The 24,124-nt window shown below is 40.3% G+C and carries 28 protein-coding genes, 1 tRNA gene and 1 pseudogene; 26 read left to right on the top strand and 4 right to left on the bottom strand.

The genetic code is table 11. The features are described from left to right. Positions 1-2 precede the first annotated feature (2 nt). Together NKR21_RS15590 and NKR21_RS15585 are read left to right on the top strand one after the other, a co-directional pair. Complete coding sequence (locus NKR21_RS15590; protein WP_012011041.1) at positions 3-1,349, top strand: phage tail sheath family protein; 1,347 nt, start codon at positions 3-5, stop codon at positions 1,347-1,349. Between the two features lies 1 nt (position 1,350). Further along, positions 1,351-1,794 carry a phage tail tube protein gene (locus tag NKR21_RS15585; protein WP_003213309.1) on the top strand — a complete coding sequence of 148 codons (444 nt, stop codon included), beginning with the start codon at positions 1,351-1,353 and terminating at the stop codon, positions 1,792-1,794. A 285-nt stretch (positions 1,795-2,079) separates the two neighbouring features. On the opposite strand, the gene NKR21_RS15580 is transcribed toward NKR21_RS15585, so the two are convergent. Continuing rightward, complete coding sequence (locus NKR21_RS15580; protein WP_080772987.1) at positions 2,080-2,169, bottom strand: putative holin-like toxin; 90 nt, start codon at positions 2,167-2,169, stop codon at positions 2,080-2,082. A gap of 152 nt (positions 2,170-2,321) precedes the next feature. On the opposite strand from NKR21_RS15580, the gene NKR21_RS15575 reads away from it, so the two are divergent. The 21 genes and pseudogenes from NKR21_RS15575 (at position 2,322) to NKR21_RS15475 (ending at position 19,198) form a co-directional block, all read left to right on the top strand. Continuing rightward, positions 2,322-2,762, top strand: a complete 441-nt coding sequence (locus NKR21_RS15575) for a phage tail assembly chaperone (RefSeq protein WP_144456215.1) — start codon at positions 2,322-2,324, stop codon at positions 2,760-2,762. A 41-nt stretch (positions 2,763-2,803) separates the two neighbouring features. Then, positions 2,804-2,941, top strand: coding sequence for a hypothetical protein (locus NKR21_RS15570; RefSeq protein ID WP_088002055.1), 138 nt, complete (start codon positions 2,804-2,806; stop codon positions 2,939-2,941). After that, positions 2,942-7,075 (top strand): transglycosylase SLT domain-containing protein, encoded by a 4,134-nt coding sequence (locus NKR21_RS15565; RefSeq protein WP_012011038.1) that lies wholly within the window; start codon positions 2,942-2,944, stop codon positions 7,073-7,075. Further along, the gene (locus tag NKR21_RS15560) at positions 7,068-7,736 is read left to right on the top strand and encodes a LysM peptidoglycan-binding domain-containing protein (RefSeq protein WP_012011037.1); all 669 of its coding nucleotides are present in this window, start codon (positions 7,068-7,070) and stop codon (positions 7,734-7,736) included. Before NKR21_RS15565 ends, NKR21_RS15560 begins: the two co-directional genes overlap by 8 nt. A gap of 11 nt (positions 7,737-7,747) precedes the next feature. Beyond that, entirely contained in the window at positions 7,748-8,758 is a 1,011-nt protein-coding gene (locus NKR21_RS15555) for an XkdQ/YqbQ family protein (RefSeq protein ID WP_012011036.1), read from the top strand. After that, positions 8,755-9,021 (top strand): DUF2577 family protein, encoded by a 267-nt coding sequence (locus NKR21_RS15550; RefSeq protein WP_088002023.1) that lies wholly within the window; start codon positions 8,755-8,757, stop codon positions 9,019-9,021. The genes NKR21_RS15555 and NKR21_RS15550 overlap by 4 nt, the downstream gene beginning before the upstream one ends. 14 nt (positions 9,022-9,035) lie before the next feature. After that, complete coding sequence (locus tag NKR21_RS15545) at positions 9,036-9,458, top strand: DUF2634 domain-containing protein (RefSeq protein WP_012011034.1); 423 nt, start codon at positions 9,036-9,038, stop codon at positions 9,456-9,458. Next, a complete protein-coding gene (locus tag NKR21_RS15540; RefSeq protein ID WP_144456213.1) occupies positions 9,451-10,500 on the top strand; it encodes a baseplate J/gp47 family protein in 1,050 nt (349 codons plus the stop codon). Before NKR21_RS15545 ends, NKR21_RS15540 begins: the two co-directional genes overlap by 8 nt. Continuing rightward, the gene (locus NKR21_RS15535; RefSeq protein WP_088002029.1) at positions 10,484-11,407 is read left to right on the top strand and encodes a YmfQ family protein; all 924 of its coding nucleotides are present in this window, start codon (positions 10,484-10,486) and stop codon (positions 11,405-11,407) included. The genes NKR21_RS15540 and NKR21_RS15535 overlap by 17 nt, the downstream gene beginning before the upstream one ends. Positions 11,408-11,418: 11 nt before the next feature. Beyond that, positions 11,419-11,802 (top strand): phage tail-collar fiber domain-containing protein, encoded by a 384-nt coding sequence (locus NKR21_RS15530; protein ID WP_144456212.1) that lies wholly within the window; start codon positions 11,419-11,421, stop codon positions 11,800-11,802. A gap of 13 nt (positions 11,803-11,815) precedes the next feature. Next, positions 11,816-12,694: a hypothetical protein gene (locus tag NKR21_RS15525; RefSeq protein ID WP_144456210.1), complete on the top strand. Its 879-nt coding sequence runs from the start codon at positions 11,816-11,818 to the stop codon at positions 12,692-12,694. 9 nt (positions 12,695-12,703) lie between these two features. Continuing rightward, the gene (locus NKR21_RS15520; protein WP_012011029.1) at positions 12,704-13,033 is read left to right on the top strand and encodes an XkdW family protein; all 330 of its coding nucleotides are present in this window, start codon (positions 12,704-12,706) and stop codon (positions 13,031-13,033) included. Continuing rightward, positions 13,030-13,203, top strand: a complete 174-nt coding sequence (locus NKR21_RS15515) for a phage portal protein (RefSeq protein WP_012011028.1) — start codon at positions 13,030-13,032, stop codon at positions 13,201-13,203. The genes NKR21_RS15520 and NKR21_RS15515 overlap by 4 nt, the downstream gene beginning before the upstream one ends. A gap of 339 nt (positions 13,204-13,542) precedes the next feature. Then, entirely contained in the window at positions 13,543-14,757 is a 1,215-nt protein-coding gene (locus NKR21_RS15510; protein WP_012011027.1) for a hypothetical protein, read from the top strand. 38 nt (positions 14,758-14,795) lie between these two features. Beyond that, positions 14,796-14,908: pseudogene (locus NKR21_RS15505) on the top strand (BhlA/UviB family holin-like peptide); the annotation flags it as partial. 265 nt (positions 14,909-15,173) lie between these two features. Continuing rightward, on the top strand, positions 15,174-16,259 hold the full coding sequence (locus NKR21_RS15500; RefSeq protein WP_012011024.1) for a pyocin knob domain-containing protein: 1,086 nt from the start codon (positions 15,174-15,176) through the stop codon (positions 16,257-16,259). 134 nt (positions 16,260-16,393) lie between these two features. Further along, the gene (locus NKR21_RS15495; RefSeq protein WP_012011023.1) at positions 16,394-16,606 is read left to right on the top strand and encodes a BhlA/UviB family holin-like peptide; all 213 of its coding nucleotides are present in this window, start codon (positions 16,394-16,396) and stop codon (positions 16,604-16,606) included. An 11-nt stretch (positions 16,607-16,617) separates the two neighbouring features. Beyond that, on the top strand, positions 16,618-16,881 hold the full coding sequence (locus NKR21_RS15490; RefSeq protein WP_012011022.1) for a phage holin: 264 nt from the start codon (positions 16,618-16,620) through the stop codon (positions 16,879-16,881). 62 nt (positions 16,882-16,943) lie between these two features. Then, positions 16,944-18,014, top strand: coding sequence for an acyltransferase family protein (locus NKR21_RS15485; RefSeq protein ID WP_012011021.1), 1,071 nt, complete (start codon positions 16,944-16,946; stop codon positions 18,012-18,014). A gap of 56 nt (positions 18,015-18,070) precedes the next feature. After that, positions 18,071-18,895, top strand: a complete 825-nt coding sequence (locus NKR21_RS15480) for a peptidoglycan-binding protein (protein WP_012011020.1) — start codon at positions 18,071-18,073, stop codon at positions 18,893-18,895. A gap of 114 nt (positions 18,896-19,009) precedes the next feature. Next, a complete protein-coding gene (locus tag NKR21_RS15475; protein ID WP_012011019.1) occupies positions 19,010-19,198 on the top strand; it encodes a hypothetical protein in 189 nt (62 codons plus the stop codon). Positions 19,199-19,252: 54 nt separating this feature from the next. Here the strand turns inward: NKR21_RS15475 and NKR21_RS15470 are convergent. Both NKR21_RS15470 and cudC read right to left on the bottom strand, forming a co-directional pair. Beyond that, positions 19,253-19,325: transfer RNA gene (locus NKR21_RS15470), tRNA-Ala, on the bottom strand. Positions 19,326-19,397: 72 nt separating this feature from the next. Next, positions 19,398-19,955, bottom strand: a complete 558-nt coding sequence (gene cudC, locus NKR21_RS15465) for a transcriptional regulator GbsR (protein WP_012011018.1) — start codon at positions 19,953-19,955, stop codon at positions 19,398-19,400. 207 nt (positions 19,956-20,162) lie between these two features. Between cudC and betB the strand changes: the two genes are divergently transcribed. Together betB and NKR21_RS15455 are read left to right on the top strand one after the other, a co-directional pair. Continuing rightward, positions 20,163-21,632, top strand: coding sequence for a betaine-aldehyde dehydrogenase (betB, locus tag NKR21_RS15460; protein WP_144456208.1), 1,470 nt, complete (start codon positions 20,163-20,165; stop codon positions 21,630-21,632). 27 nt (positions 21,633-21,659) lie between these two features. Beyond that, positions 21,660-22,868 (top strand): choline dehydrogenase, encoded by a 1,209-nt coding sequence (locus tag NKR21_RS15455; protein WP_144456206.1) that lies wholly within the window; start codon positions 21,660-21,662, stop codon positions 22,866-22,868. A gap of 39 nt (positions 22,869-22,907) precedes the next feature. Here NKR21_RS15455 and NKR21_RS15450 read toward each other — a convergent pair whose 3' ends face one another. Then, the gene (locus NKR21_RS15450) at positions 22,908-23,387 is read right to left on the bottom strand and encodes a DinB family protein (protein WP_003213650.1); all 480 of its coding nucleotides are present in this window, start codon (positions 23,385-23,387) and stop codon (positions 22,908-22,910) included. 204 nt (positions 23,388-23,591) lie between these two features. Here NKR21_RS15450 and NKR21_RS15445 point away from each other — a divergent pair, with 204 nt between their 5' ends. Continuing rightward, positions 23,592-24,122, top strand: coding sequence for an NfeD family membrane protein (locus tag NKR21_RS15445; protein ID WP_012011014.1), 531 nt, complete (start codon positions 23,592-23,594; stop codon positions 24,120-24,122). Positions 24,123-24,124: the final 2 nt, after the last annotated feature.

Genomic DNA, 24,124 nt, shown 5'->3' with positions numbered 1-24,124 from the left:
GGATGAACGGAGGCACATTTACACCAGGTACAGAGAAAAAGCGTCCTGGCATTTACTTTAATTTTAAAACAACAGCAGAGCAGCGAATTACTTTAGGCGATCGAGGTACGGTGGCACTTCCTCTTGTGATGAGCTGGGGAGAACCAAAAACCTTTATTTCCGTTTCCAATATGGAAGACTTAAATAAAAAGGTTGGACTCAATATTGATGACAAGTCGCTTCTTCTTTTCCGTGAAGCAAAGAAAAAAGCGCAAACAGTCTTGCTTTACCGCTTAAACGAAGGGGAGCCAGCCAAAGCTGAAATCTCAGAAAACTTTGTGGTTACAGCTAATTATGGCGGTCTAAAAGGAAATGAGATCACCATTCAAGTGGCAGAAAATGTACTCGACAGCACCAAACGTGACGTCATTACTTATCTTGGAACAGATATTGTGGATAAGCAGATTGTGACGGATGTCAAAGATCTTGTGAAAAACAAATATGTTCAATTTTCTGGTGAAGGGGAAGCAGTGATCACAGCTGGTGTGGCACTAAGCGGCGGAAAAAACGGTGTGGCAAGTGTCGCAGATTATACAGCTTTCCTAGAAGCAGCAGAAACAGAATACTTTGATGTCATTGCGCTCCCAGTCGATAATAGTGAGCAATTAAAAGCAACCTTCGCTTCGTTTATCGAGCGTCTACGTGATAAGCAAGGACGTAAGGTTCAAGGCGTTGTCGCGAACTATGCAGCTGACCAGGAAGGCATCATCAATGTGACAAGTGGTGTCGTGCTGGAAGATGGAACAGAACTAACACCTGCTCAAACAACAGCTTGGGTCGCAGGGGCTAGTGCAGGTGCAAACTTCAATCAGTCACTCACCTTTGTTGAATACGAAGGAGCAGTGGATACATTAGAACGCCTTGATAATGATCAAGTAGAATACCGATTATCACAAGGGGAGTTCCTCTTCACCTTTGATGCGAGAGACCGCACGGTGAGTGTTGAAAAAGATATTAACTCTTTAACAAGTTTCACAGCTGAAAAGAATCAGCAAATGGCGAAAAACAAAATCATTCGTGTGCTTGATGCCATCAACAATGATTTAACGTTCGAATTAAAAAATCTGATTAAATTACGCAAAGCCAATGGCAATGACATCCCAGCATCCGATGATGGAGTGCAACTTGTGAAAACACTGATTACACAGTATCTCACGCAGCTTCAAGATGGCAGCGGCATTACAGGCTTTAATTCAGAAACAGATATCGTCATCGGTCTCAATGAAGATCGTGATGGATTTATCATCGATCTAGCTGTTCAGCCAGTAGATGCAGCAGAAAAATTCTATTTCAATGTGGAGGTGAAGTAAGATGGCTTTTAAAGCGCAAAATACAATTTCAGGTAAAGAAGGTCGTCTTTTCTTAGAAGGTGAGGAGCTTGCCTTTATCAAAACGTTTGAAGCAAACGTGGAGAAAAATAAATCAGAAGTCAACGTGATGGGCCGAAGAATGACTGGTCATAAAACAACAGGAGCAAATGGAACAGGAACGGCCACATTCTATAAAGTTACATCTCGTTTCGTTCAATTAATGCTCAACTATGTGAAAAAAGGGGAAGATCCTTATTTCACTCTTCAAGCGGTGATTGACGATAAATCATCAGGCCGAGGTACGGAGCGTGTAACATTATTTGATGTCAACTTCGATTCAGCTAAAATTGCTGGACTGGATGTCGATTCAGAAGCACTTGAAGAAGAAGTTCCGTTTACGTTCGAGGACTTTGATCTTCCTGAAAAGCTGAAGAATTCCTTTTAATGAACAAAAGGCATACAAATGACGCAAATAGATGTTGTTTTTATTTTATTCAGCAATATGGTATAATTTTTCATAGTTACAGAGTAGCTACAAAAAAGTGACTGTGTAACCTCAAAAAGTTTCTTAGAAATATGTTTACATGCAAAGTAGTTTGCATAAAATAAAAAGAAGCCAGGATGCGTCAACATCCCGGCAATGTACAATTCGGCCCTTAAGGGGCTGGCTAATCGAATAGGATACTTTAGGATAGACTTCCCTTTTACCTACCAAAGCTCAAGGGGGAGTCTATTTTTTGTCTATATACGTCAACAGGGTTATGATAAATGACCCGAAAGCAAGCATTAACATTAGTGCTTGAAATGTTGACATGAGCATCACCCCCTTCCTATCGGGGGATGAGCCAGACACCCTTGAGCTAGCCGTTCAATTGTACAATTTAAATTATACATGAAAAGATTGGAAAGCACATTCAAAAATGGATGTGCTTTTTTGCATTCAAAAAAACATAACAAAGGGAGTTTTTAAACATGAGCGAAAAACAAACATTTGATCTTTCATTTTTTATGCCAGGACAAACAGTAGAAGCAGAAGAGGTCAAAGTGCCGATTTCTAAGCGTTTTGTTGATAAAAAAGGGAATGTCATTCCTTTTGTTTTTAAAGCCATTACAACTGAACGCATTGATGAACTGGAAAAAGAAAACACGACCTTCAAAAATGTCAAAGGAAGAGGCCGCGTGAAAGACTTAGACAGCCAACGATTCTACGCACGTATTGCCATTGAATCAACGGTTTACCCAGATTTCCGCTCAAAGGAACTAAGAGAAGCCTACAGCACACAAGATCCAGTTGAAGTCGCAAAACGTGTATTATCTGTCGGCGGTGAATACGCAAACTGGTTAAACAAGGCAATTGAAATCAACGGATTTGAAGACGAAATTGAAGATTTAGAAGAAGCAGCAAAAAACTAATAAAAGATGGGGATAAAGAAGCCGTGTTTTTATATTACGCCATGCATGAGCTTCACTACTCCCCATCTGAACTCCTAGATTTATATGAATCACCAAGACCGTTTAAAGCACTCCTATTCGGACTCATCAGCTACAAGCTAGACATGCTAGAAAAAGAAGCAAAGAAAGGAGGGAAATAATTGGCGAAACTCACTGCACGATTTGAATTAGAAGACAAAGTATCGAAGAAGCTGCTGCGAATACAAAAGCGATTTCAAACATTTGAGAAGCAGCTCAAACCATTTAGAAAACCGGTAAAAATAAACCTGGATATAGATGACAAGAAATTAAAAAACTTCAGTTTATCGCTTCGGAAAATATCAATGATCTCCATGAGACTGGATCAAGGAATCTTTCGTGATCTGAAAACATTAAATAATCAATTAAATATGCTCCCAAATCACTTGGTCATATCCATTCAAGCGAAGGGGCTAGATGTCATTAAATCCAGCATAAATCGTTTCAAGCAAGCGGGAACAAGCCCAATTATGCTGACATTCAAACTAAATGATCAATTGTCAGGTAAAATGTCATCAATCAAAAAATCTATCTTTCAGCTCATGAACAGAACGTACTATATGAGATTAAACATGGTTGACCAAGCCACCGCTGCAATTCAACGAATCAAAAAGACACTCAAAAGTTTGACGATGTCTAAACACGAAATCAGAGTGTCTGTACAAGACAATGCAAAGAGTAAGTTGAAAAAACGAGATCAAGCAGAGTCGGTTGTGAAAGAACAAAGCATCAAAAAAGAACCTGAGGCTGTTAGTTCGTCAGTGAAAACAGAAGATCCTAAACAGAGCTGGATCCAGAACCTTGCCAATAAGGGATTAAGTGAAATTCAAAAATATGCAGGTGACGTTGCAGATAAAGTGAAGGAAAAATTGAGTCCTAGAAAGTTTTGGGATGAAAAGGCACTTCCTTGGGTTGAAAATAAAATAGAAGAGTACAAGCAAGATGTGATCGGAAGAATTAAAGAGAAGATTAAATTTAATCCTGAAAAAAAACTAGATCAATTGGTGACTAATGTATTAGATCGGTTCTTAGGTGCAAGTGATCAATCAAGTGAAAGTACCACTCAGGCACCAACAACAGCACCAACAACAGCACCAACAACAGCACCAACAACAGTACCAACATCAACACCATCAAATCCAGCTCCTAAAACGAAACCTCAGTCACGAGGTGGAAAAGGCTTGTTTCGCAATAGTTGTTGCCCCTGTTGTGCAAGAGGTTTAAGCAGGGGAGGATCTACTAAAACTAAAAATCGAAATGGTCGCTCACCAAGACAGACAAGAAATCCAAATGCTACATCAAGAACCGAAATGAATAGAAGACCTCCAAGTAGATTAGGGAAACTGAAAACAAATGCAGGTAAATTATTTGGGAAAATCCCTAATGGACTAAAGAAAGGTGCGGGTATCGCAGCTTCAGCTGGTGGACTTAAGGGTTTAGTGAAAGGTAGCAAGGGGTTAAGTGGATTAGGGAAAGCGATGAAAAGTATAGGTAAAGGGAGCGGCAAGTTATTAAAGAAAGTACCTATTCTAGGAAGTGTACTCAGTGCAACAAATCTCATCGGTATGAACAAAGATAATGCTGGTGAAAAGATTGGTACGACTGGAGGCGGCATCGCCGGCGGAATGGCAGGTGCTGCAGCAGGTGCAGCTATTGGAAGCGTAGTCCCAGGGATAGGTACAGCCATCGGTGGTCTAGTAGGCGGCATCGCTGGAAGTATGGGCGGAGAATCTATCGGTGAAACAATTGGAAAATGGTTTGATGGCGGCGGGTTTGAAAAGATTGGCCAAAAAGCCATTGAAATCAAAAATCAAATTATCGAAGTTTGGTCAACAGTCGCGGCTTGGTTCACAGAAAATGTATGGACACCATTAAGCAGTACGGTTGTCACAGTCGCGTCATCCATTTGGTCAAGTTTAGTCAATGCATGGACATGGATACAAGAAACGTTCAGTGCAGTAGCAGGCTGGTTTATTGAAAATGTGTGGACACCGCTCAGCGACACAGTCGTTACGGTAGCAACGACCATTTGGACAAATCTAGTCAATGCGTGGACATGGATACAAGAAACGTTTAGTGCAGTAGCAGGTTGGTTTATTGAAAACGTATGGACACCGCTTAGCGACACAGTCGTTACGGTAGCAACGACTATCTGGTCAAGTTTAGTCAATGCATGGACATGGATACAAGAAACGTTCAGTGCGGTAGCGGGTTGGTTTATTGAAAACGTATGGACACCACTGAGCAGTACAGTTGTTACAGTTGCTACAGGGATTTGGACCGCATTATCAAATGCATGGAAAAAGATACAGTCAATCTTTGGAGTTGTATCGACATGGTTTATGGAAAATGTGTGGAATCCACTTGTAGATACGGTAGGAACCATTAAAGACAGTTTCGCTAAAAAGTTTGAAGAAGCGTATAAATTGGTCACAGATATATGGGATGGATTATCCAAATGGTTTGAAGACAACATTCAAAAGCCGATTGTAAAAGTAGCAGAAGCTATTGGTGATGGGTTTTCTAAAGCATTTGGTTGGGTTAAAAAGATTTTTGACAAAGCAGGCGGTATTGTAGATGTAGTCATAAATTGGATTGTCGGGAAGAAAAAACCCGATCAAAATGCCACAGGCGGCTATATTACCCAGCCAACCTTATCATGGGTCGGTGAAGCTGGTAACGAATTTGTCATTCCAACTCAAAATAACCGAGGACGCGGGAAGATGCTGCTTGCTCAGGCTGCTTCTCATCTTGGAATGTCTGTTATGCCAAGCGGAGCAGCTGGAAATCAAGTGTCAAGTTCTTCAGCTCCTACAGCAGTAGCTTCATCTTCTTCTGTCGGTCCAATAGACGGATCTGTCTCGATGACTGGGAATATTCAAGCCTCCAGCATAGGCGAGCAATTTAATAAGGATTTTGAACAAGGGTTAAATCAAAAAGTGATTACACTTGATCAATGGAAGCAAAAGAATATTCAGCAGCCTTTTGCTCAATTGACCTCAGACTCAAGTAAGTATGGTCAGCAAACAGTTGCTGCTTTTGCGAATGGTCAGCAGGTGACACCAACAGGAACAGACAGCTTTTTGCAAAGTCGTGTAAAAGCACCATACCAGCAAGTGATGACAGCATCACCAACTTGGGGTTCTGGAACGGTTAGTGGTTTTGCCACAGGTCAAAATGCCACATCAGTTGGTACTAGCCAATACGTAGATCAGCACATCAAACAACCTTTTCTACAAGCAAAACAAGACTCACCAGGCTGGGGCTCAGGAATGATGGATGCTTTTAACAACGGCATGCGTTCAAAAGCTAGTGAAGTCACACAAGCTGCCAAAGAAATGGCGAAGAAAGTAGAACAGGCGTTTAGAGAAGAATTAGATATACATTCTCCTTCTCGTGTCATGATGAGTCTTGGAAAATTCGCATCGATTGGAGTCGTCAAAGGTCTTGATTCAGTTGATGTGAAGAAATTCGCAGAGAATCAAGCGGGTTCCTTAATCGGTGCCTTCAGCGGTATGGGGGCTTCGGGTCTTAGTGTTCAGCAATGGCTCATGGCAGCTCTCATGGCAACTGGCACATCGATGAACTGGCTTCCAGGTCTTATGACCATTGCACAGCATGAGTCAAATGGAAATCCGAGAGCGATCAACTTATGGGATTCCAACGCCAAGAAGGGAACGCCTTCTAAAGGCTTAATGCAAACCATTGGACCGACGTTTAACTCCAATAAAGGCAAGGGCATGAATGACATTTGGAATCCAATTCATAATGCCGTAGCTGCCATTAACTACATTAAGGGCAGGTATGGAACAGTCTTCAATACACCAGGATTACGAAGTATGAGAAGAGGCGGGCCTTATAAAGGCTATGCAAATGGTGGACTGATTACTCAGGAGCAAGTTGCTAGAGTCGGTGAAGGAAACAAACGCGAATGGATCATTCCTGAAGAAAGAGGGATACGCGGAAGGTATTTATTAACGCAGGCAGCCAAGGCACTTGGGATGCAAGTATATGATCCAGCAAATGCGTCTGCTCCTTTACCAGAATCACAAATGCAGCAAGTCACCTCAGCTCAGTCTTCTAGTCGAACAGAATCGTCAAGTAATAAGCAAATCACCATTCAATTTAATGGGGATCAGCATTTCCATAATGGACAAGATCAGCAATCGCTTGTCGAAAAAATTAGAGAAATGCTCGTAGATGAACTGGAAGTAGAGCTTCATACAGGAACGAAGGGGGTCGTGATTGATGGGTAAATCAGTGTATCAATTGTGGATTTCCCAAGGAAAGGACAAGTTGCGATTCCCTGTCCTTCCATCCGAACTTGAAATCACAAATAACGTACAAAATGAAACGGTAAAGGTTGCCTCTTTTGGAGAACTAACCTTTATTGATGTCCCATCGGCTAAGCAAGTATCATTCACTTCATTATTTCCTAAGAAATATTCGCCAATTGTTGAATATAAAAGCATTCCATCACCAGAGAATGCGATAGCGAAAATAGAACGAATGATGCGATCAAAGAAGTCGGTGCGGCTCATTGTAACGGGGACAAAAATCAATATGACGTGTAGCATTGAAAGCTTCACTCATAAAGAAGGATCATATGATATTGGCGATCGTGAATTTACGATCGAGTTAAAGGAATACAAAACCGCATCGCCTAGGAAAATCAAACGAAAGAAAAAAGCAAAACAAACGAAAAAGAAAAGGCCTTCAAAAACACCACCAAAAATGTACACCGTCAAAAAAGGGGATACGCTATGGGCCATTTCAGGCAGATTTTATGGCGACAGTACAAAATGGCGGCGTATTTGGAATGCCAATAAATTAGCGATGATTAAACGGAGCAAACGCAATATTAAGCAGCCGGGGCATTGGATTTTCCCTGGACAAAGGTTAAAAATACCACAATAGGGGGGCTGGCATTGATCGAGCTTTTTGCCATCAGAAGCGGCACCATGTATGAGCTTGTCACAGAGAGTGTGACACTTCAGGGGCAAAGGTATCAAGCCCCTCGCTCTATTCAAGCAAATATTATTACTAAACAAGGCAGTCAAACATATTACCGTGTCTCAGAAGGGGACACGGTTCTTTTTAAATGGAAAGGAAAAGAGCTGTTCAGAGGCATTGTGTTTTCTCGGACGCCTGTTGAAGGAAAACTAACCTTTACCGCATACGACATGCTTCAATATTTGGTGAAAAACCAAGATGTCTATGTTTTTTCAAAACAAAGAGCAGATCAAATTTTGAGACGGATAGGGGCTGACTTTCAAATCCCCATGACCTCCATCGCCAATACCGGTCATGTCATAAAATCGCTAGTGTTTAAAAATGATACGAGCCTATATGACATGATTCTGAAAGCATTAAAAGAAACAAAGCGGCAAACCGGCAGAAACTATCAAATCTATTCTGCTAAAGGAAAGATGGGGCTGAGAGCTTGGCCAGATCCAGAGGACGTATGGGTCATTGAATCAGGTGTCAATCTCATTGACTATCAGTACAGTACCTCGATTGAAGAAACAGCCACTCGTGTTAAGCTGCGCACGTCTGCAGATGAACAGGGGAAAAATAAGAAAAAAGGCAGCAAATCAGAGATTGTAGTGGTCGAACAGGATAAAGCAGGTCAGAGTAAATACGGTATTTTACAACATGTTGAGACGGTTACAGGGCAAATCAACCAACCGCAGCTGCAAAAAAGAGCCAAAGTACGGCTGGCAGAGAAAAAAGGCGTGAAACAAGAAGTCAAAAGCATCCAAGCGCTGGGTATTCCTGAACTGCAAAGCGGTCTTCCGATCTATTTGAAAATCCCTGAAATCAACGTGAAAAAAACCTACTGGATCGATCAAGACAAACATGAATTCAGTGGAGTGAAACACACCATGACAATTGATGTCGTTGAGAAAAATTCCATTCCAAAGGGTGATCAAGCGTGAGGTTAAGTGAAGCAATTAAACGATTAGCAGTGAATGCTGTAGATGCCGCCTCCCCAATTGATCTAGTGGTTGGAGAAGTCACGGCAGTTTCTCCTGTAAGCATCCGGTTAAATGACAACCATAAACTGATCATTCCGGAAGAATTACTGATTTGGCCAAAGCGTCTAAATAAGGGTGAGGATGATGAACTGAAAAGGGGAGACAGCATAATGGTGCTGGCAATGGCAGGAGGGCAATCCTTCTACATCATCGACAAATTGTAAGGGAGGTGATGAACGTGGCACTCTCACCAGAGGAAGAAATTGAAGAAACAGAAGAAGACGAAGAGGTGGAAACCTCAACGACATATCGAATAGATGTTGAAACTGGCAGACTGACAGGTGAAACCATTTCAGGCATTGAAGCAATTCGTCAATTCGTTTATATGACACTTAGGACAGAGCGGTATGCACATCCTATCTACAGCCACGACATTGGTACTGAAATTCAGGAGCTTTTAACGGATACAGAAGCCACGGATGAATACAAAGAAATGGAGATTCCGAGGCTGCTAGAGGAAGCATTAATTGTGGACGAACGGATTGATCATATTGAAGAGATAGAGGTCACAAAGGAAAATGATTCGTTTCATGTCAAGCTAGCGATTGTCACAGATGAAGGCACATTAGAAATAGAGGAGGTGATGGAGAGCGATGTTTGAGGAACAAACGTACGAAGCACTAATGGAAAGAATGCTAGACAGACTGCCAGATGACATAGATAAAAGAGAAAACAGCGTCATTTGGAATGCCTTGGCACCTGCTGCCGCTGAATTGGCACAGTCCTATATTTGGCTTGATCAAGTATTCGAGCTGGTCTTTGCAGATACAGCACAAGGAGAGTTTCTAGATAGACGAGCTGCTGAAGTAGGAATTGAAAGAAAACCAGCAACTAAAGCGGTTTGGTCCGTAGCTATTCAGCCAGAGGATCTCAACATCCCAGCTGGCTCCCGGTTTTTTATTGAAGACGTCTATTTCCAATATTCGAACGATGGCACGCTAGAATGCGAGACACCTGGCAAAGTCGGCAATGGTCAATTAACAGATCAGCCGCTGCTTTCACTTGATACAATTCCGGGGCTTGAATCAATTATCATGAAAGATTTGGTGATACCCGGACAAGAGGAAGAAGATGACGCTTCGTTATACGATCGTTACTTAATACGTGCTAGGCGGGAGGCTGTCAGTGCCAACAAGGCACATTATAAAAAGTGGGCTGAGGAAGTGGCAGGTGTTGGCAGAGCGAAAGTATTCCCGCTTTGGAATGGAGAAGGAACAGTCAAAATTGTCATCACAGACGGCAATCTAGATGTTGCATCAGATCTGCTTGTTAAAAGAGTACAGAAATATATTGACCCAGTGCCAGGTGTAGGAGAAGGACAAGCGCCTATCGGTTCAAAAGCGACCGTCGAAAGCGCCAAATGGCTGGACATTGACATAGAAGTAGCGGTCGAACTTCAAATGGACTGGACCCTTGAAGGAGCGCAGAAAGAAATAGAAGAAAAGGTCAAAGCGCTGTTGAAATCAATCGCATTTGAAAAGAGTACCATTCGAATGTCCGCATTAAATGATATTTTGTACCATTCAGAAAGTGTATCAGATTATGCAAACGTATTATTGAATGGGGAGTCAAAAAACTTAGTATTGCAGGACATTGAGATACCGCGTCTGAGGCAGGTGAAGGTTATTGAGCAAACAGGATGAAATGAAAAATTACTTGCCGCCATATTTTACAGAGATTTATGAAGTCGATCACCTGCTCAAAACAGAAGCGCCAGAGTTTGAGCAATTGGATGAATCCGTTTTCGATTTGACGGATCAGTTCTTCCCTTTGACAGCGACATGGGGCTTGAATAGATGGGAAAGAATGCTGAAGGTGCAGCGAGAATCAGATGATTCCATTGAACTTCGCAGAGCACGTTTACTCAATATGATGTCAAACATTCCACCGATCACGTATCTTTCTTTAGAGAAATCGGTGAATCGTTTTCTGAAAAATCCAAGTGCCATCATTCGTCTGACCACCAATCGCTACCATTTCGCCTTACGAGTCAATTTAGATGATCTGCAAAACACTAGATATATTGTAGACATACTTGAAACGTTAAAGCCAGCTCATTTGGCGTATACGTTCACTGCATTTCATCATACCGATGTACATGAAAAAAATGAACATCACGTGAGGCTCACACTGCGAAGCAGAGTGGGTTTTTTCGATCATATCCCGATTTTACTCAATGGTGAATTCGTATTAAATGGTACGTTTTATCTGAGCGGGACAAGAGGTACAGCAGAGGTTCCGACTCGTTTTCGGCATTCGTTGAAGTTGAGAATGCCGCTTCAGCATAGTACGGAGAACGCATATCGAATGAATTATGTCATGACTGGAGCGGTACATGAAACGAAGCAAGGAGCGGCATTCACTGTACGCACAAAAAATCAGCTCCAGCAACAAACCAAGAAGAAGATGACGTTCCGTCTGCCAGTACATGTCCAAACTGAGCAAGGTGGAAGCTTACTGATCAAGGATCACTACTGGATTCTTGATGGATCTGTTCCGCTGGACGGATCAAAAATGCTAGCAGCTACTTCTCAAAAAATAGAACTATAAGGAGGATCACAATGGCTGATCAATTAACCGTAACAACACTATATGCACGTCAACAAATGGCAAAGGCAAGAGCAGAAGGAACAAAACTCACAAAAGTCGTCAAAATGGCATTTGGAAATGGTGGGACGAAGGATGGGAAACCGATCTCATTAGACGGCACTGAACAAAAACTCAAAAAAGAACTCGTCCAAAAAGAGATTGATTCATTTATCTTCATGGAACCAGCAAAAATCCGCTACACCTGCACGATCGCCGAAGGAGAACTTGCAGGAGAAGTCATCAACGAACTAGCACTTGTCGACGAAGCAGGCAAATTCACCGCCGTCCGCACCATGACAGACAAACAAAAAGACGGCGACATCGAATTTGTTTTTGAGATTGATGATATTTATTAATGGAGGGAATGAAATGGACATCAAATCACCTTTACCGTTTGAAACCTCTGACAAAGCACATGCCAACTTATTTAACCGGATGGTCGACACACTCGTTGAGAATGACAATGCGCTCAGTAAACAAATAGCAGGGATCACGAATGAAAGCTTGTTCATTTTAACAGGCGATCAAGCCATTCAAGATGCATCAGTCAGCGGTGAGCAATATCCAAATGGGATTACGTTTATGGATATTGGCCAAGCCAATGATACGGGATATCCGACGAGATATGGCTTTGTGAAGAATGAGAAGATCAGTAATTTTCGATTTGTACAATACTATTATGGCACTGGGAACGAAGCAGGCAGCTATTTTGATAGCACAGGTACGTGGTGCCGTCACTGGTGGACTGGTTCGGGTTGGACCGACTGGCATAAACTCTCTGGTTTTCTTCACACAAACATTGGTACAACTGGGAAGCAGTTGCTTAATAATGCCGAACGACAAAAAATTCTATTTAATCGAAAAATCAAAGATAGTCACAATAATTTTGATATAAAAACTAGTCGTTTTATTTGTCCAGAAAACGGAATGTACTTAGTAAACGCAGGTGTGTATATTGAGACGGTTCAAATGTATGCAAATTTTGAGCTGTCTATCTTTTTAAATGGAAAAAATTATAAAAACATTTCGCATTATAGACATCTCCCTGCCACACCTTCTGAAACGGCAAAACTTGATATAGGATTATATGGGGCTGCGAATGTGCCAGCGAATAAAGGCGATTACATTGAAATTTACATGTATATAGGATATGCGGGAAATTCCGATCTTTATATATCAGATAATCCAGGCTGGTACAACTATTTTGACATTACAGAAATAGGCGGCAGAAATTTCCCGAGAGTATAGGAGGATTCTATGATTTTATATGAAGCCATTAAGTATCAATACCCCGATGCGGACCCGCAAAAGGATTTTGAACTTAGAAATGACGGTGACGGTTCGTATATCAACGAGTGGCATTTAGATGTGCCAAAGCCAACGGAAAAAGAATTGAAAGCATGGTGGGAGGAATCCCAAAGCAATCCAAGGTATCAACCACCTCTTCCACTAGATTATCTAGCACAAGAAGTAGCCAAAGAAAAGCTCATGAGAAAACAGCTTGAACATCAATGTGAGCATCTAACAAACGAACTAAAGGCGCTAAAAAAAGAGATCCTTTTATATAAAGGAGAGCGAGAATCATGAATTATTGGGTAATGGCATTATATTTTAAATGGGTGACCCCTGAATTGGTCAAACAAGCAGTCGAACTAGGTGATTGTTCAATGGAAGATTTAAATGAAGGATATGAGCAAAGGATGCTCACTCTAGAGCAGTTGCAAGAAATGAACCCAAGCATCAAAGCAAGGAAATGAAAACTGAATTGAAATAAAAAAATAAAGCCCTAATTTGTTTAATGACATGGACAAAGTGTTTCTTGAAAATGATCAGAGTACAAGCAGTAGAAAAAGAAAAAGAAGATATCGAATGATTCCTAGAATTATAACCGAAGGAGACGATCCATTTTGTAGAAGTCGTCTTATGTATAGGGATACAGGGGAACCTTATTTCCATCTTTAATAGATAAGGATATGTGTGGAATCTTCTTCAAATCAAGTCAATTCGACAGAGTTGATTACATTTGATTTTAAGTTCAAAACAAGGTGAAGTCAAACATTATTACATGTGAAAATAGATTTGAAAGGAGAATCATTATGGATATTAAGACACCACGCACTTTTAAAACAACTGATAAAGCCCATGCTGATCTATTTAATGACATGGTTGAGGCCTTTCTTGACAATGATGTAGGTCTTTTAGAAGCAATCAATAAACATATGAACGATATTAATCCACATGCATCAGAAGCAGAAAAGAAAAAATGGAATGATTCTCAGAGCTATAAGATTACAGGGGATAATGGAAGTCATCTAATTAATGTACCAACTGGTGCTAAGATTTTTGATGCGATAAAAGGGAAAGGTATGTGTACTTTTTATGCCGCTTCTGGGGTTGAAGATTCCCCAACCTCAGCAAATATCTCATTGAGAGGATTACAGACAGTAGGTGAAGATAACATTGGTACTGGCTTTGCTGTAGATATTGCTGGTAATGCTTATAGTTTTTACTATAATGCTGCACATGTCACTATTAACTGGACAAAGCTTCCGTCAAATGTTGAAAGAAACAAATGGAATGATGGACAATTATCTAAGATTACCTCAGATAATGGCGGGGTGATTATATCTGTTTTTGATGGTGAAGATTTACTTGAAAAGGTTGTTTCTTTAGGTCCGCGGCATGGTACATTTTATGTTACAGGTAAAGCATTAAACACCCCAACAACAAGATCATGTCGAGGTATGTTTCATTTTACTTCTCAAGATAGCAATGGAAAAGGCACATTTGGATGGGTCATGGCAATAGATTATAACAATTATATGTATACAAACTATCTTGACTTAAATTTGGGTTGGCAAGGCTGGAAACGTGTTTTAACAAAGGAGGATATGTCAAATACTTCTTTTGTGGATTCATATGATCAGAATAATTCTTCAGTTGTAGCCTCGGAAAATATTCCAACAAAACTGCTTTTTGGTGCCACAAGGTCAGATGATTTAGGAGAATATGATCGTTCTCGGTCTGAAATCACATTGAAAAATAGCGGGTTGTATTTAATAAGACTTTATTTAACTAGTACGAATATTCCAGTTGGATCAGATAGTGTTATCTCATGCTATGTGAACGGATCAGAATATCAGCGCTTTGGAAATTGGAACCCAGTTATTTCATCAAGTGTCTATGTGATGTTCCTTCAACAAAAATTTAAAGCAGGGGATAAGTTAACATTTTATATTACACCCAAAAATACTGGTAGAACAATTACTATTGGAACAGCTTATATTACCGTATCTCAATTGAGATGGTAAAGAATATATTAGAATACAGAGGAAAGAAGGTGATTCCAATGGATGTAGATGTGGCGTTAAAATTTTAATGACTCAAGGCCCATTTGCCGTTCACTTTTACTGGATTCTGTTTTATGTGTTCAATACAACAAAGGAACGAGAACAGAAGCTCAATGCACACTAGGTGTTGTTAAAATTATTGGTTCAAATTGCAGGAAGAAAGATTGAGTTTGACTCTGTTGTTATCGGCTCGCATCAAGCCATAGGGATTGATGGAAAAGTCTACGTTCAATAATTCATATGAATTCATTACTTTTGTTTTTCCAGTTGGAAAAAATCAACGAAATATTCTTAAATGTTTAAAAACTATTAAATCAATATTTCCTTCCCAATCTCGTCGGAAGCAAATTAAGTAATGATAGAAAGGAGAGAACAAATTGGATATAAAAACTCCTCGTTCTTTTGAAACGAGTGATAAAGCTCATGCTGATCTATTCAACGATATGTTGAAAACATTGCTTTATAACGACACTGGTATATCAGAACAATTAACTCTTCATATCGATGATTCTAGCCAACACTCTTCAGAAGTAGAAAAAAAGAAATGGAATGAGTCGCAGCTGTATAAAATTACAGGAGATAATGGAGTACAACTTTTAAATATTCCTGTTGGCTCAAAAATTTATGACTCAATTAAAGACAAAGGGACATGTACATTTTATGCGCCCAGTGGAATAGAGGATAGCCCTTCACAATTCGCCATTAGAGGGGTACAGACAGTGGGACAAAATCACATTGGAACAGGCTTTGCGATAGATACATCAGGCAATGCATATTACTTCTACTATAATTCTAGCCATTTATCTATCACTTGGACTCAGATTCCGACAGCAGCTGAAAAAGATAAATGGAACAACAGTCAGCTTCATAAAATAACAAGGGATAACGGTCAACCCTTTTATAAAAGTATAGGTGAGACCACCGACTATAACGAAATTATAGAAACAGGAATGTATCTCATTTATAATGCTGGCCTTAATGGTCCAAAAGAGATCAAAAGGGCATTTATGATTGTTATCAGTTATGGTAATACCCTGTTACAAACTATATATGATGCAGTCAATGGTTTGAACTCTTTTTATAGAATTAGGAAGACTGACTATACATGGACTGAATGGGAAAAACATCTCACGTCTTCAGATTTAAATGCTGCCTGGTATAATGTAAATCTCAATAGTAATATAAACCAATATTCAGCCAACCCATTGAAATATTCTGTCAGACAAAATATTTTATATTTGAGAGGATCATTTGAAATAGTTTCGGCTAATGAAATAGAAATTGCACGTTTAACGTATAAACCATCCTCTTTAACAGTTTTCACTTGTGCGACGGTTGGTTCATATGGGTCTGCAAGGATGTCTTTATCTAAAGATGGTATTCTAAAATTGGATGGATTAATTGCAAACGATCCGTCAAAGGTAACCCGTATTGAAATTAATGAGGAAATTCCATTATGGTAGTCATCATTTGATGATACGACTATAGCTTTTTTGTGTAGTTAATATGGATCTTCACAAATGACTATCAAGACATAACATGAAACAAATACGAAGCCTAATGGCTTTATTTTTTTGCCGGAAAGAAGGTGATTCCAATGGAAGTAGATGTCGTACAAAACTTAATGACACAAGGCCCATTTGCCGTTCTCTTTTGCTGGATTCTGTTTTATGTTCTCAACACAACGAAGGAACGAGAAAATAAGCTCAATGCACAAATCGAGGCACAAAATGAAGTGTTAGCAAAGTTTAGTGAGAAATATGACGTCGTCATCGACAAACTCGATAAAATTGAACGGAATTTAAAATAGGAGGAAACATCATGAAAACATTCGACAAAGGCACTGTGATTCGCACAGTGCTTCTTTTTATTGCACTCATCAATCAAACGCTTGTCATGTTTGGGCAGACGGTGCTGCCGATTAGTGAGGAGCAAGTACAAACAGCTGGTGAGGCGCTATATGTAGCAGGTTCCACCATATTTACGATGGTGACAGCCATTATCGCTTGGTTTAAAAACAATTATGTGACCTACAAAGGTCATTTACAAAAAGATACCCTGAAACAAAGAGGGCTAACAAAATAAATGTATAGTTGCGCTGACTTCCTTCTTCGTATATCCTAAAATTGGAGTTGGAGGGAAGCCAGTTGTTAGAAAAAGATTTGAAATTAAGTAATATAAAGGGCTTGTTGATTTTTCTAGTTGTTTTTGGACACTTAATAGAACTCAATAAACAGAATTATTATCAGCTTTTTGTGTTTATTTACGCTTTTCATATGCCGCTTTTTATTTTTATCAGTGGGTATTTAGCTAAAAGAATGAAAATAAGTAAAATGATGAATCTATTTCTTTTATACATTATATTTCAGTCGTTTTTTGACTGGTTTCTTTATTTTATAGGAGAATATAAAACCCTATCCTTTCATTATGGTAAGCCGCAATTTCATTTGTGGTATATCGTAAGTATGCTCTTTTGGTATGCACTAGCTTGGGGATTATCAAAGTTAAGACTAAGTTTAATAGGGAAATTAAGTATTTTTATTATAATATTCATTGTCTGTTTTATTTCACGCCAGTACACAGGTGTGATCGTAGATACAGTGAAAGAGGTTTATCCGAATTTTACATCTTACACTCTTAGTTATCAAAGGACAATTTCATTTGCACCCTTCTTTTTTGCTGGCTTTTTTATGACAAAGGAAAGCTTGAATGCTGTTTATAAGATTGTAAAACCCTCAATGGCAAAGGTGTTACTCATAGTGACAGGATCATTAACAATTTTATTGATTGAGTTCACACCAAACTTAGAGTGGCTATTTCGCGGCAGCTTTGGAATAAAAAGATTTTTGACTCATGATGAAAGTTATTTAATGAAAATACTCCTTCATTATCTCTTGTCAGCTTGGATATGTTTGCTTGTTCTTATCGCAGTAAATAGTAAGAAGAGCATTCTGACAAAGTGGGGAGATTATTCACTAGGAATTTTCTTGTTCCATCCTGTTTTTGTGTTTATATTAAGAAAGACGGAATTCATGAATGAATGGAGCGGAGATACTCAACTTGTTTTTTATTTCGCACTAGCATTTATCATTGTGAGTTGTCTAGGCTCCAATCTTTTTGCGGCAGTCAGTTGGTTCATCACTTCCCCATATAATACAATCAAAAAATTAACATCTTTATTAAAACCAAAAGCAAAAGAAAAAAATACAAATTTCTAAGTCCCTTAGCAGGGGCTTTTTTTAATATTCAATACACTAATCAAAGGAGAAAGAACATGGCTGAAAAAATTGGATTGCAAACTCTTATAGACCGTTCCATTAGAAATATGGGTTCCGGCATTCACAAGATTGTAAAAGAAAGCGCAATTGAAATGATCAAACAAGCATACAAAGAAGGTATCTTTGTTCAGATTACTTCTGGCTACCGTTCGTTTGCAGAACAAAATAAGCTTTACGCTCAAGGTCGTACCGCTCCTGGGAAGATTGTCACCAACGCTAAAGGTGGTCAATCAAATCACAACTATGGTTTAGCGATTGATTATGTTCTATTAAGTGCGGATGGAAAAAAAGCGCTTTGGACAGTTAACGAGAAATGGCGCCGAGTAGCGCAAATCGGGAAATCACTAGGATTTTCGTGGGGCGGAGACTGGAAGAGTTTTAAGGATTACCCACACCTTGAAATGATGGGCAGTTTGACTTTAACACAGCTTCAAGCGGGTAAACGACCTTTCTTGGTGTCATTTTTATCAAACAAAGTTTCTGAAAAGCCAATTAAGACAAAGCCACTTGAAAAGCTATTAGAAAATGGTTCGATAAAATCTAAAACAAGTACATCTGAAAAGTCAGTCATCTTGCCATCTGGCATCTTAAAAATAACCAAGCCCTTAACAAAAGGATCACAAGTCACGGCCGTGCAAAAAGCCTTATCCTCCCTCTATTTCTACCCAGACAAAGGGGCAAAAAACAACGGGATTGATGGCTATTATGGACCAAAAACGGCGAATGCGGTCAAACGGTTCCAGCTCATGAATGGTCTAGCGGCAGACGGTATATACGGTCCGAAGACGAGGAACAAAATGGAACAATTGTTGAAAAAGTGATGATTCATAAAGTGCTATCAGCAGGAGAATGGATTTTCCCTTGCTGATAGTTAACAAAAAATGACATCATTTATGATATAATCGACCAAATCACTATCATGAGGGGAGAGTAAAATGAAAAAGGAACTGTTCCAAGTCATCATACTGTCAGTGCTGCTCATCTATTTCATTTATCACGGTATGACAAGCGATTTTCCTTTGTCTTACACAATCATACTCATCACGGCTTATGTCTCTGTGATCACGTACCGCATCATAAAAATATTAGGCTTAAGAAAAAACAAAGAACAATCAGAGCTTTAAGAAATAAATACATAAAAAAACCATCCTTGAATTCTCAAGAATGGCTTTTCGTTATGGAGCATAGCGGGATCGAACCGCTGACCTCTACGCTGCCAGCGTAGCGCTCTCCCAGCTGAGCTAATGCCCCGATGTGTTACGACATAATTTATTATAATCAATCCTCCTATAAAATTCAACCTTTAAAACGCACACACATTGTCTATTTTTCTTTCTGATTAATTGGGATATAGTCAAAGATTTCCCCTGAATGAACAGAGTTCGCTAATCGTCTCAGCCAGTCATAATAGGATTTTGAGCTTTCAAGCTGCTCAATGAGCTGCTGGGCTTCCTCTCTTATATGTGCCTCCAACTGATCATCGTGAGCTACCTCTTGAAGCCGCACTTGCGCTTCTTCAATTGCCGCTAAATTCACCTCGACCTCTCGTTCCCATTTTTGCGGAAAGAAGTTCATGAAAAACTTAAAAAAGTCTTTTTCAGCAACAAAGCTATGTTTTCTTCGGCCGCGGTGAAAGGTCTTTTTGACAATATTCATGTCTTGCAGTTTTTTGACACCCGTACTCATACTAGGCTTACTCATTTGCAGCTCTTCACGCATTTCATCCAGTGTCATTTCCTCATTTAAATACATGGTCCCATAGAGAATACCAGCACTTCGAGTAATCCCATAGAGATCCATCGTTTCAGCTATTGAATCAATGACTAGATCTTTAGCAGCTAAAATACGTTCTTCTGCTTGTGGCTGTTCCTGCTTTTTCATCTTGTCCCTGCTTTCTATTAAGAGAATTCAGTACGTTCAAAAAAATCTTTATGGACTATATGTTAACGAAAGAATGCGAAATGTCAAAAGAAATTGAAGCATATCTCCCTTTGACAGAAAAATTTGAACATGATACGTTAATTATGTTCAAAACGTTAAATTTTTATTTAACAAACTTACCAAAAAGAATCAGAGGAGGTTCCTTCTATGAGTCAAACACTATTTATAGCTGGACAATGGGTTGGCGCCAAAAGCGGCGACACGCGGGATATCATCAATCCATTTAATCAAGAAGTGATCGCGACGGTGAGTGAAGGATCAAGAAATGACGCGCAGCTCGCCATTAAAGCAGCGAGAAAAGCCTTCGATCAAGGTGACTGGGCAAACTTGCCTGGAATTGAAAGAGGAAATATGGTGTTTAAGATGGCTGAATTGATTAGACGTGATCTTGATGAACTAGCCAAATTAGAATCGCTTGATACTGGTAAAACAGTAGAGGAAAGCAAAGCAGATATGGACGATATTGCGAACGTGTTCCAATATTATGCAGGGCTTGCTGACAAAGATGGCGGGGAAATCATTGCATCACCAATTCCGAACTCGAAAAGCGAATTGGTCAGGGAGGCTGTTGGTGTATGCGGGCAAATTACTCCTTGGAATTATCCATTGCTTCAAGCAAGCTGGAAAATCGCTCCTGCTCTTGCGGCGGGGAATACCATCGTATTAAAGCCAAGTGAAATCACACCGCTCACCACGATCAAAGTATTCAAACTCATGGAAGAAGCGGGCATTCCATCAGGAGTGGCAAACCTAGTCCTTGGACCAGGTGCAACGGTTGGTGATGAGCTTGCTGTGAATGATCAAGTCGATTTGATTTCATTTACAGGCGGTATTGAAACAGGCAAGAAAATTATGCAGGGAGCCAGCGGGAATGTGAAAAAAATAGCCCTTGAGCTTGGCGGAAAGAATCCGAATATTGTGTTTCAAGATGCTGATTTAGACGTAGCGGTTGACCAGGCAATGAATGCTGTGTTTTTCCATGCAGGGCAAGTATGTTCAGCAGGTTCACGTTTGCTAGTGGAAGAATCCATTCATGATGAATTTCTAGAAGAACTGGTGAAGCGGACGAAAAAAATCAAGCTAGGAAGCGGCTTTGATGAAGAAACCCAAAGCGGCCCACTCATCTCAGCTGAGCATCGAGAAAAAGTAGAAAAATACGTCAGCATTGGGCTAGATGAAGGCGCCAAATTAGAAACAGGTGGAAAAAGACCTGACGCAGAGGAGCTTTCAAATGGGTTCTTCTACTTGCCAACGATTTTCTCAGGCTGCACGTCAGAGATGCGGATTGTCCAAGAAGAAGTCTTTGGCCCAGTATTGACAGTTGAATCCTTCCGTACAGAGGAAGAAGTAATTGAGCTGGCAAACGATACGATTTATGGATTAGCGGGAGCCGTGTGGTCTACTGATATCAGCAAGGCCGAAAGAGTCGCTCGTCAATTAAGATTAGGCACAGTTTGGATCAATGATTTCCATCCTTATTTCGCTCAAGCACCTTGGGGTGGATATAAGCAATCAGGTCTAGGACGTGAATTAGGACGCACCGGGCTCGAGGAATATACGGAGCTGAAGCATGTATATCGTAATACAAAACCTGAAGCGGTTCATTGGTTTCATTAAAAATCACACATTTGGAGGAGATTCTATATGACATTAAATATGAAAATTGAAAGCATGCAGAAATTCCATACATTTGAGATTCCGACTGTCATCAAACATGGCATCGGTGCAGTGAAACATGTTGGGGAAGAAGTAAAAGCATACGGTGTTTCAAAGGTATTGCTTGTAACAGACCCGGGTATTTACCTAGCGGGCGTGGTAGATCCAGTGATTGCTTCATTAAAAGAAGCGCAAATCGATGTAGTACTATTTGATAAAGTAGAGCCAAACCCGCCAGTCCGTTTAGTGAATGAAGGCTTTGCGTTATATGAAAAAGAAGGCTGTAATGGATTAGTCGCAGTAGGCGGCGGAAGCTCAATGGATACGGCCAAGGCGATTGGTGTAGAAGCGACGCATGAAGGATCAGTCCTTGATTACGAAGCGGCAGAGGGGAAAAAACCGCTTGAAAATAGAATCCCTCCGTTAACCACTATTCCAACAACGGCTGGTACAGGTTCAGAAGTGACGCAGTGGGCAGTGATCACAGATGAGGATAGAGAATTCAAATTCAACACAGGTGGACCGCTCATTGCAGCTCACCTCACAGTCATTGATCCAGAGCTTCATGTATCCATGCCGCCTCATGTGACAGCAATGACTGGAATTGATGCACTTGCACATGCGATTGAATGCTATACAATGAAATTTGCTCAGCCTATTACAGATGCGGTTGCGCTCATGGCCATTGAATATGCAGCTCATTATATTCGCCGTGCCTTTGCCGATGGTGAGGACTTAGAAGCCAGATATGGAATGGCACAAGCCGCAATGCTTGCCGGGCTTTCTTATGGAAGCGAATCAGCTGGCGCTGCACACGCTATGAGTCAAACACTCGGAGGAATGATTCCTGTAGCGCACGGTCAGTGTGTAGCAGCAATGATGGGACCAGTCATGGAGTATAATTGGAAGGGGTATCCCGAAAAATTTGCTCGTATCGCGCAAGCATTTGGTATTGATACTAGCCGAATGTCAACAGAGGAAGCAGCCAAAGCTGCTGTGAACTGGATGTATGATTTAGTGGAAGACCTAGAGGTTCCTTCATTAGAAGAGCAAGGTGTATCAAAAGAGATGATTGACCGCTTATCTAAAGAAGCAATGAAAGATCCGCAAACCATTGGAAACCCAAGAGATCTAAACGAAAAAGCGTACAACTGGATTTATGCTCGCTGTTTTGATCTAACACCTAAAACAGTGTAACAATGAAAAAAGGCTCCCAAAAGGGAGTCTTTTTATGTCTTATAGCTGTTCTTTAATTTCTTTGATTTGATGGATATGGCGTTTTTCATGTGCGCCGATAAAATCAAGATATTGCTTAAGGGATAATTCTTCAAACACAGGGTGTGCAATGACACGCTTGAAATCATCCTCAGTAAACGTTGATAGAATTTGATTGAGCTGCTCACGTGCTGTATCAAGCTCATCTTTTAGATGTGTAGGTGTCACATGCTTGCGCTCAGGTTCAACAATACTAGGCGCAGTCGCTTTTCTAGAACGATCCTCTGCCATTTCCACCGGCTTTGGCTCATATTCTTTAATCGGTGCTTTTTTTCCTTCAGCAGCTAGATGTTTTGCTGCCACGAGGTCCATCTTTTTTAAATGATCTGCCACCTCTTGAATACTCCAAGTATCATCAGATAATTTTTGATTCAATTGTTCTTCGTTCAAACCTTGCAACTCTTGCCACAATTCTTGTCTTGCATCATGTAATAAACTCATTTTCATCACCTCAAGATCAAATTTTAACATACTGGTACATGACAATCATTCTTGAGCTATCCTTGAATTCCTTTGAAGAATTGTGAGGAAATTTGAAACCTTTACAAAAGTGGTTCGTATTACCTGTTAGAAGGAATACATTGGAGGTGGGCATGGTCTAAATGAAACAAAGGCTATTCATTTCATGAAGAAAGGGTGAGGAAGATGGATGTGTTTGGGCTGCCACTTCAGACGCTATATTTATACATATTGATGATATCAGGAATCCTGACACTTGTTTTCGTCTTTTTCGGCGATGTGTTTGATGGATTGTTTGAAGCGATTCCTGTTCCATTCCTTCAACCAACATTAATCCTCGCATTTCTTACCTTTTTCTCGGCTGGAGGATTTATCTCTGAAAAAACAGCGATTGTAGGGAGTGGACTTGGCGCAGTCTTATCTGCCGTCCTCGCGGTGGTACTTGTGACTTGTTTGAATGTCTTTGTCTTAGTCCCGCTTTCCTCTGCTGAAGAATCTCTCTCATATACGGAGGCCGACTTAAAAGGAAGGACTGGGGAGATCATTGTATCTGTTCCAAAAGACGGGTTTGGAGAAGTGCTGTTAATTAGTAATAGCGGGAAAATCTCAAAGCCTGCTGTCAGTTTCGACGAAGAGGAGATTCCATATGGAACCCGGGTGCTGGTCGTCGAAGTGAACAAAGGCGTCTTATCAGTTATACCAGATGAAGAAATCTAGGA

The organism is Bacillus sp. 1735sda2, from assembly GCF_024159245.1.
Classification (GTDB): Bacteria; Bacillota; Bacilli; order Bacillales; family Bacillaceae; genus Bacillus; species Bacillus pumilus_O.
Note: the sequence above shows the minus strand (reverse complement) of the source record. Positions and strands in the feature narration are given on the sequence as shown.

Excerpts from the sequence above, each read along its gene's own strand:
- NKR21_RS15520 (WP_012011029.1), top strand. The coding sequence starts at position 12,704 with ATGATTTTATATGAAGCCATTAAGTATCAATACCCCGATGCGGACCCG.
- NKR21_RS15480 (WP_012011020.1), top strand. The coding sequence starts at position 18,071 with ATGGCTGAAAAAATTGGATTGCAAACTCTTATAGACCGTTCCATTAGA.
- NKR21_RS15475 (WP_012011019.1), top strand. The coding sequence starts at position 19,010 with ATGAAAAAGGAACTGTTCCAAGTCATCATACTGTCAGTGCTGCTCATC.
- NKR21_RS15510 (WP_012011027.1), top strand. The coding sequence starts at position 13,543 with ATGGATATTAAGACACCACGCACTTTTAAAACAACTGATAAAGCCCAT.
- NKR21_RS15450 (WP_003213650.1), bottom strand. The coding sequence starts at position 23,387 with ATGAGTTTATTACATGATGCAAGACAAGAATTGTGGCAAGAGTTGCAA.
- NKR21_RS15525 (WP_144456210.1), top strand. The coding sequence starts at position 11,816 with ATGGACATCAAATCACCTTTACCGTTTGAAACCTCTGACAAAGCACAT.
- NKR21_RS15490 (WP_012011022.1), top strand. The coding sequence starts at position 16,618 with ATGAAAACATTCGACAAAGGCACTGTGATTCGCACAGTGCTTCTTTTT.
- NKR21_RS15590 (WP_012011041.1), top strand. The coding sequence starts at position 3 with ATGAACGGAGGCACATTTACACCAGGTACAGAGAAAAAGCGTCCTGGC.
- NKR21_RS15515 (WP_012011028.1), top strand. The coding sequence starts at position 13,030 with ATGAATTATTGGGTAATGGCATTATATTTTAAATGGGTGACCCCTGAA.
- NKR21_RS15455 (WP_144456206.1), top strand. The coding sequence starts at position 21,660 with ATGACATTAAATATGAAAATTGAAAGCATGCAGAAATTCCATACATTT.
- NKR21_RS15585 (WP_003213309.1), top strand. The coding sequence starts at position 1,351 with ATGGCTTTTAAAGCGCAAAATACAATTTCAGGTAAAGAAGGTCGTCTT.
- NKR21_RS15580 (WP_080772987.1), bottom strand. The coding sequence starts at position 2,169 with ATGCTCATGTCAACATTTCAAGCACTAATGTTAATGCTTGCTTTCGGG.
- cudC (WP_012011018.1), bottom strand. The coding sequence starts at position 19,955 with ATGAAAAAGCAGGAACAGCCACAAGCAGAAGAACGTATTTTAGCTGCT.
- NKR21_RS15540 (WP_144456213.1), top strand. The coding sequence starts at position 9,451 with ATGTTTGAGGAACAAACGTACGAAGCACTAATGGAAAGAATGCTAGAC.
- NKR21_RS15445 (WP_012011014.1), top strand. The coding sequence starts at position 23,592 with ATGGATGTGTTTGGGCTGCCACTTCAGACGCTATATTTATACATATTG.
- NKR21_RS15575 (WP_144456215.1), top strand. The coding sequence starts at position 2,322 with ATGAGCGAAAAACAAACATTTGATCTTTCATTTTTTATGCCAGGACAA.
- NKR21_RS15530 (WP_144456212.1), top strand. The coding sequence starts at position 11,419 with ATGGCTGATCAATTAACCGTAACAACACTATATGCACGTCAACAAATG.
- NKR21_RS15570 (WP_088002055.1), top strand. The coding sequence starts at position 2,804 with ATGCATGAGCTTCACTACTCCCCATCTGAACTCCTAGATTTATATGAA.
- NKR21_RS15560 (WP_012011037.1), top strand. The coding sequence starts at position 7,068 with ATGGGTAAATCAGTGTATCAATTGTGGATTTCCCAAGGAAAGGACAAG.
- betB (WP_144456208.1), top strand. The coding sequence starts at position 20,163 with ATGAGTCAAACACTATTTATAGCTGGACAATGGGTTGGCGCCAAAAGC.
- NKR21_RS15495 (WP_012011023.1), top strand. The coding sequence starts at position 16,394 with ATGGAAGTAGATGTCGTACAAAACTTAATGACACAAGGCCCATTTGCC.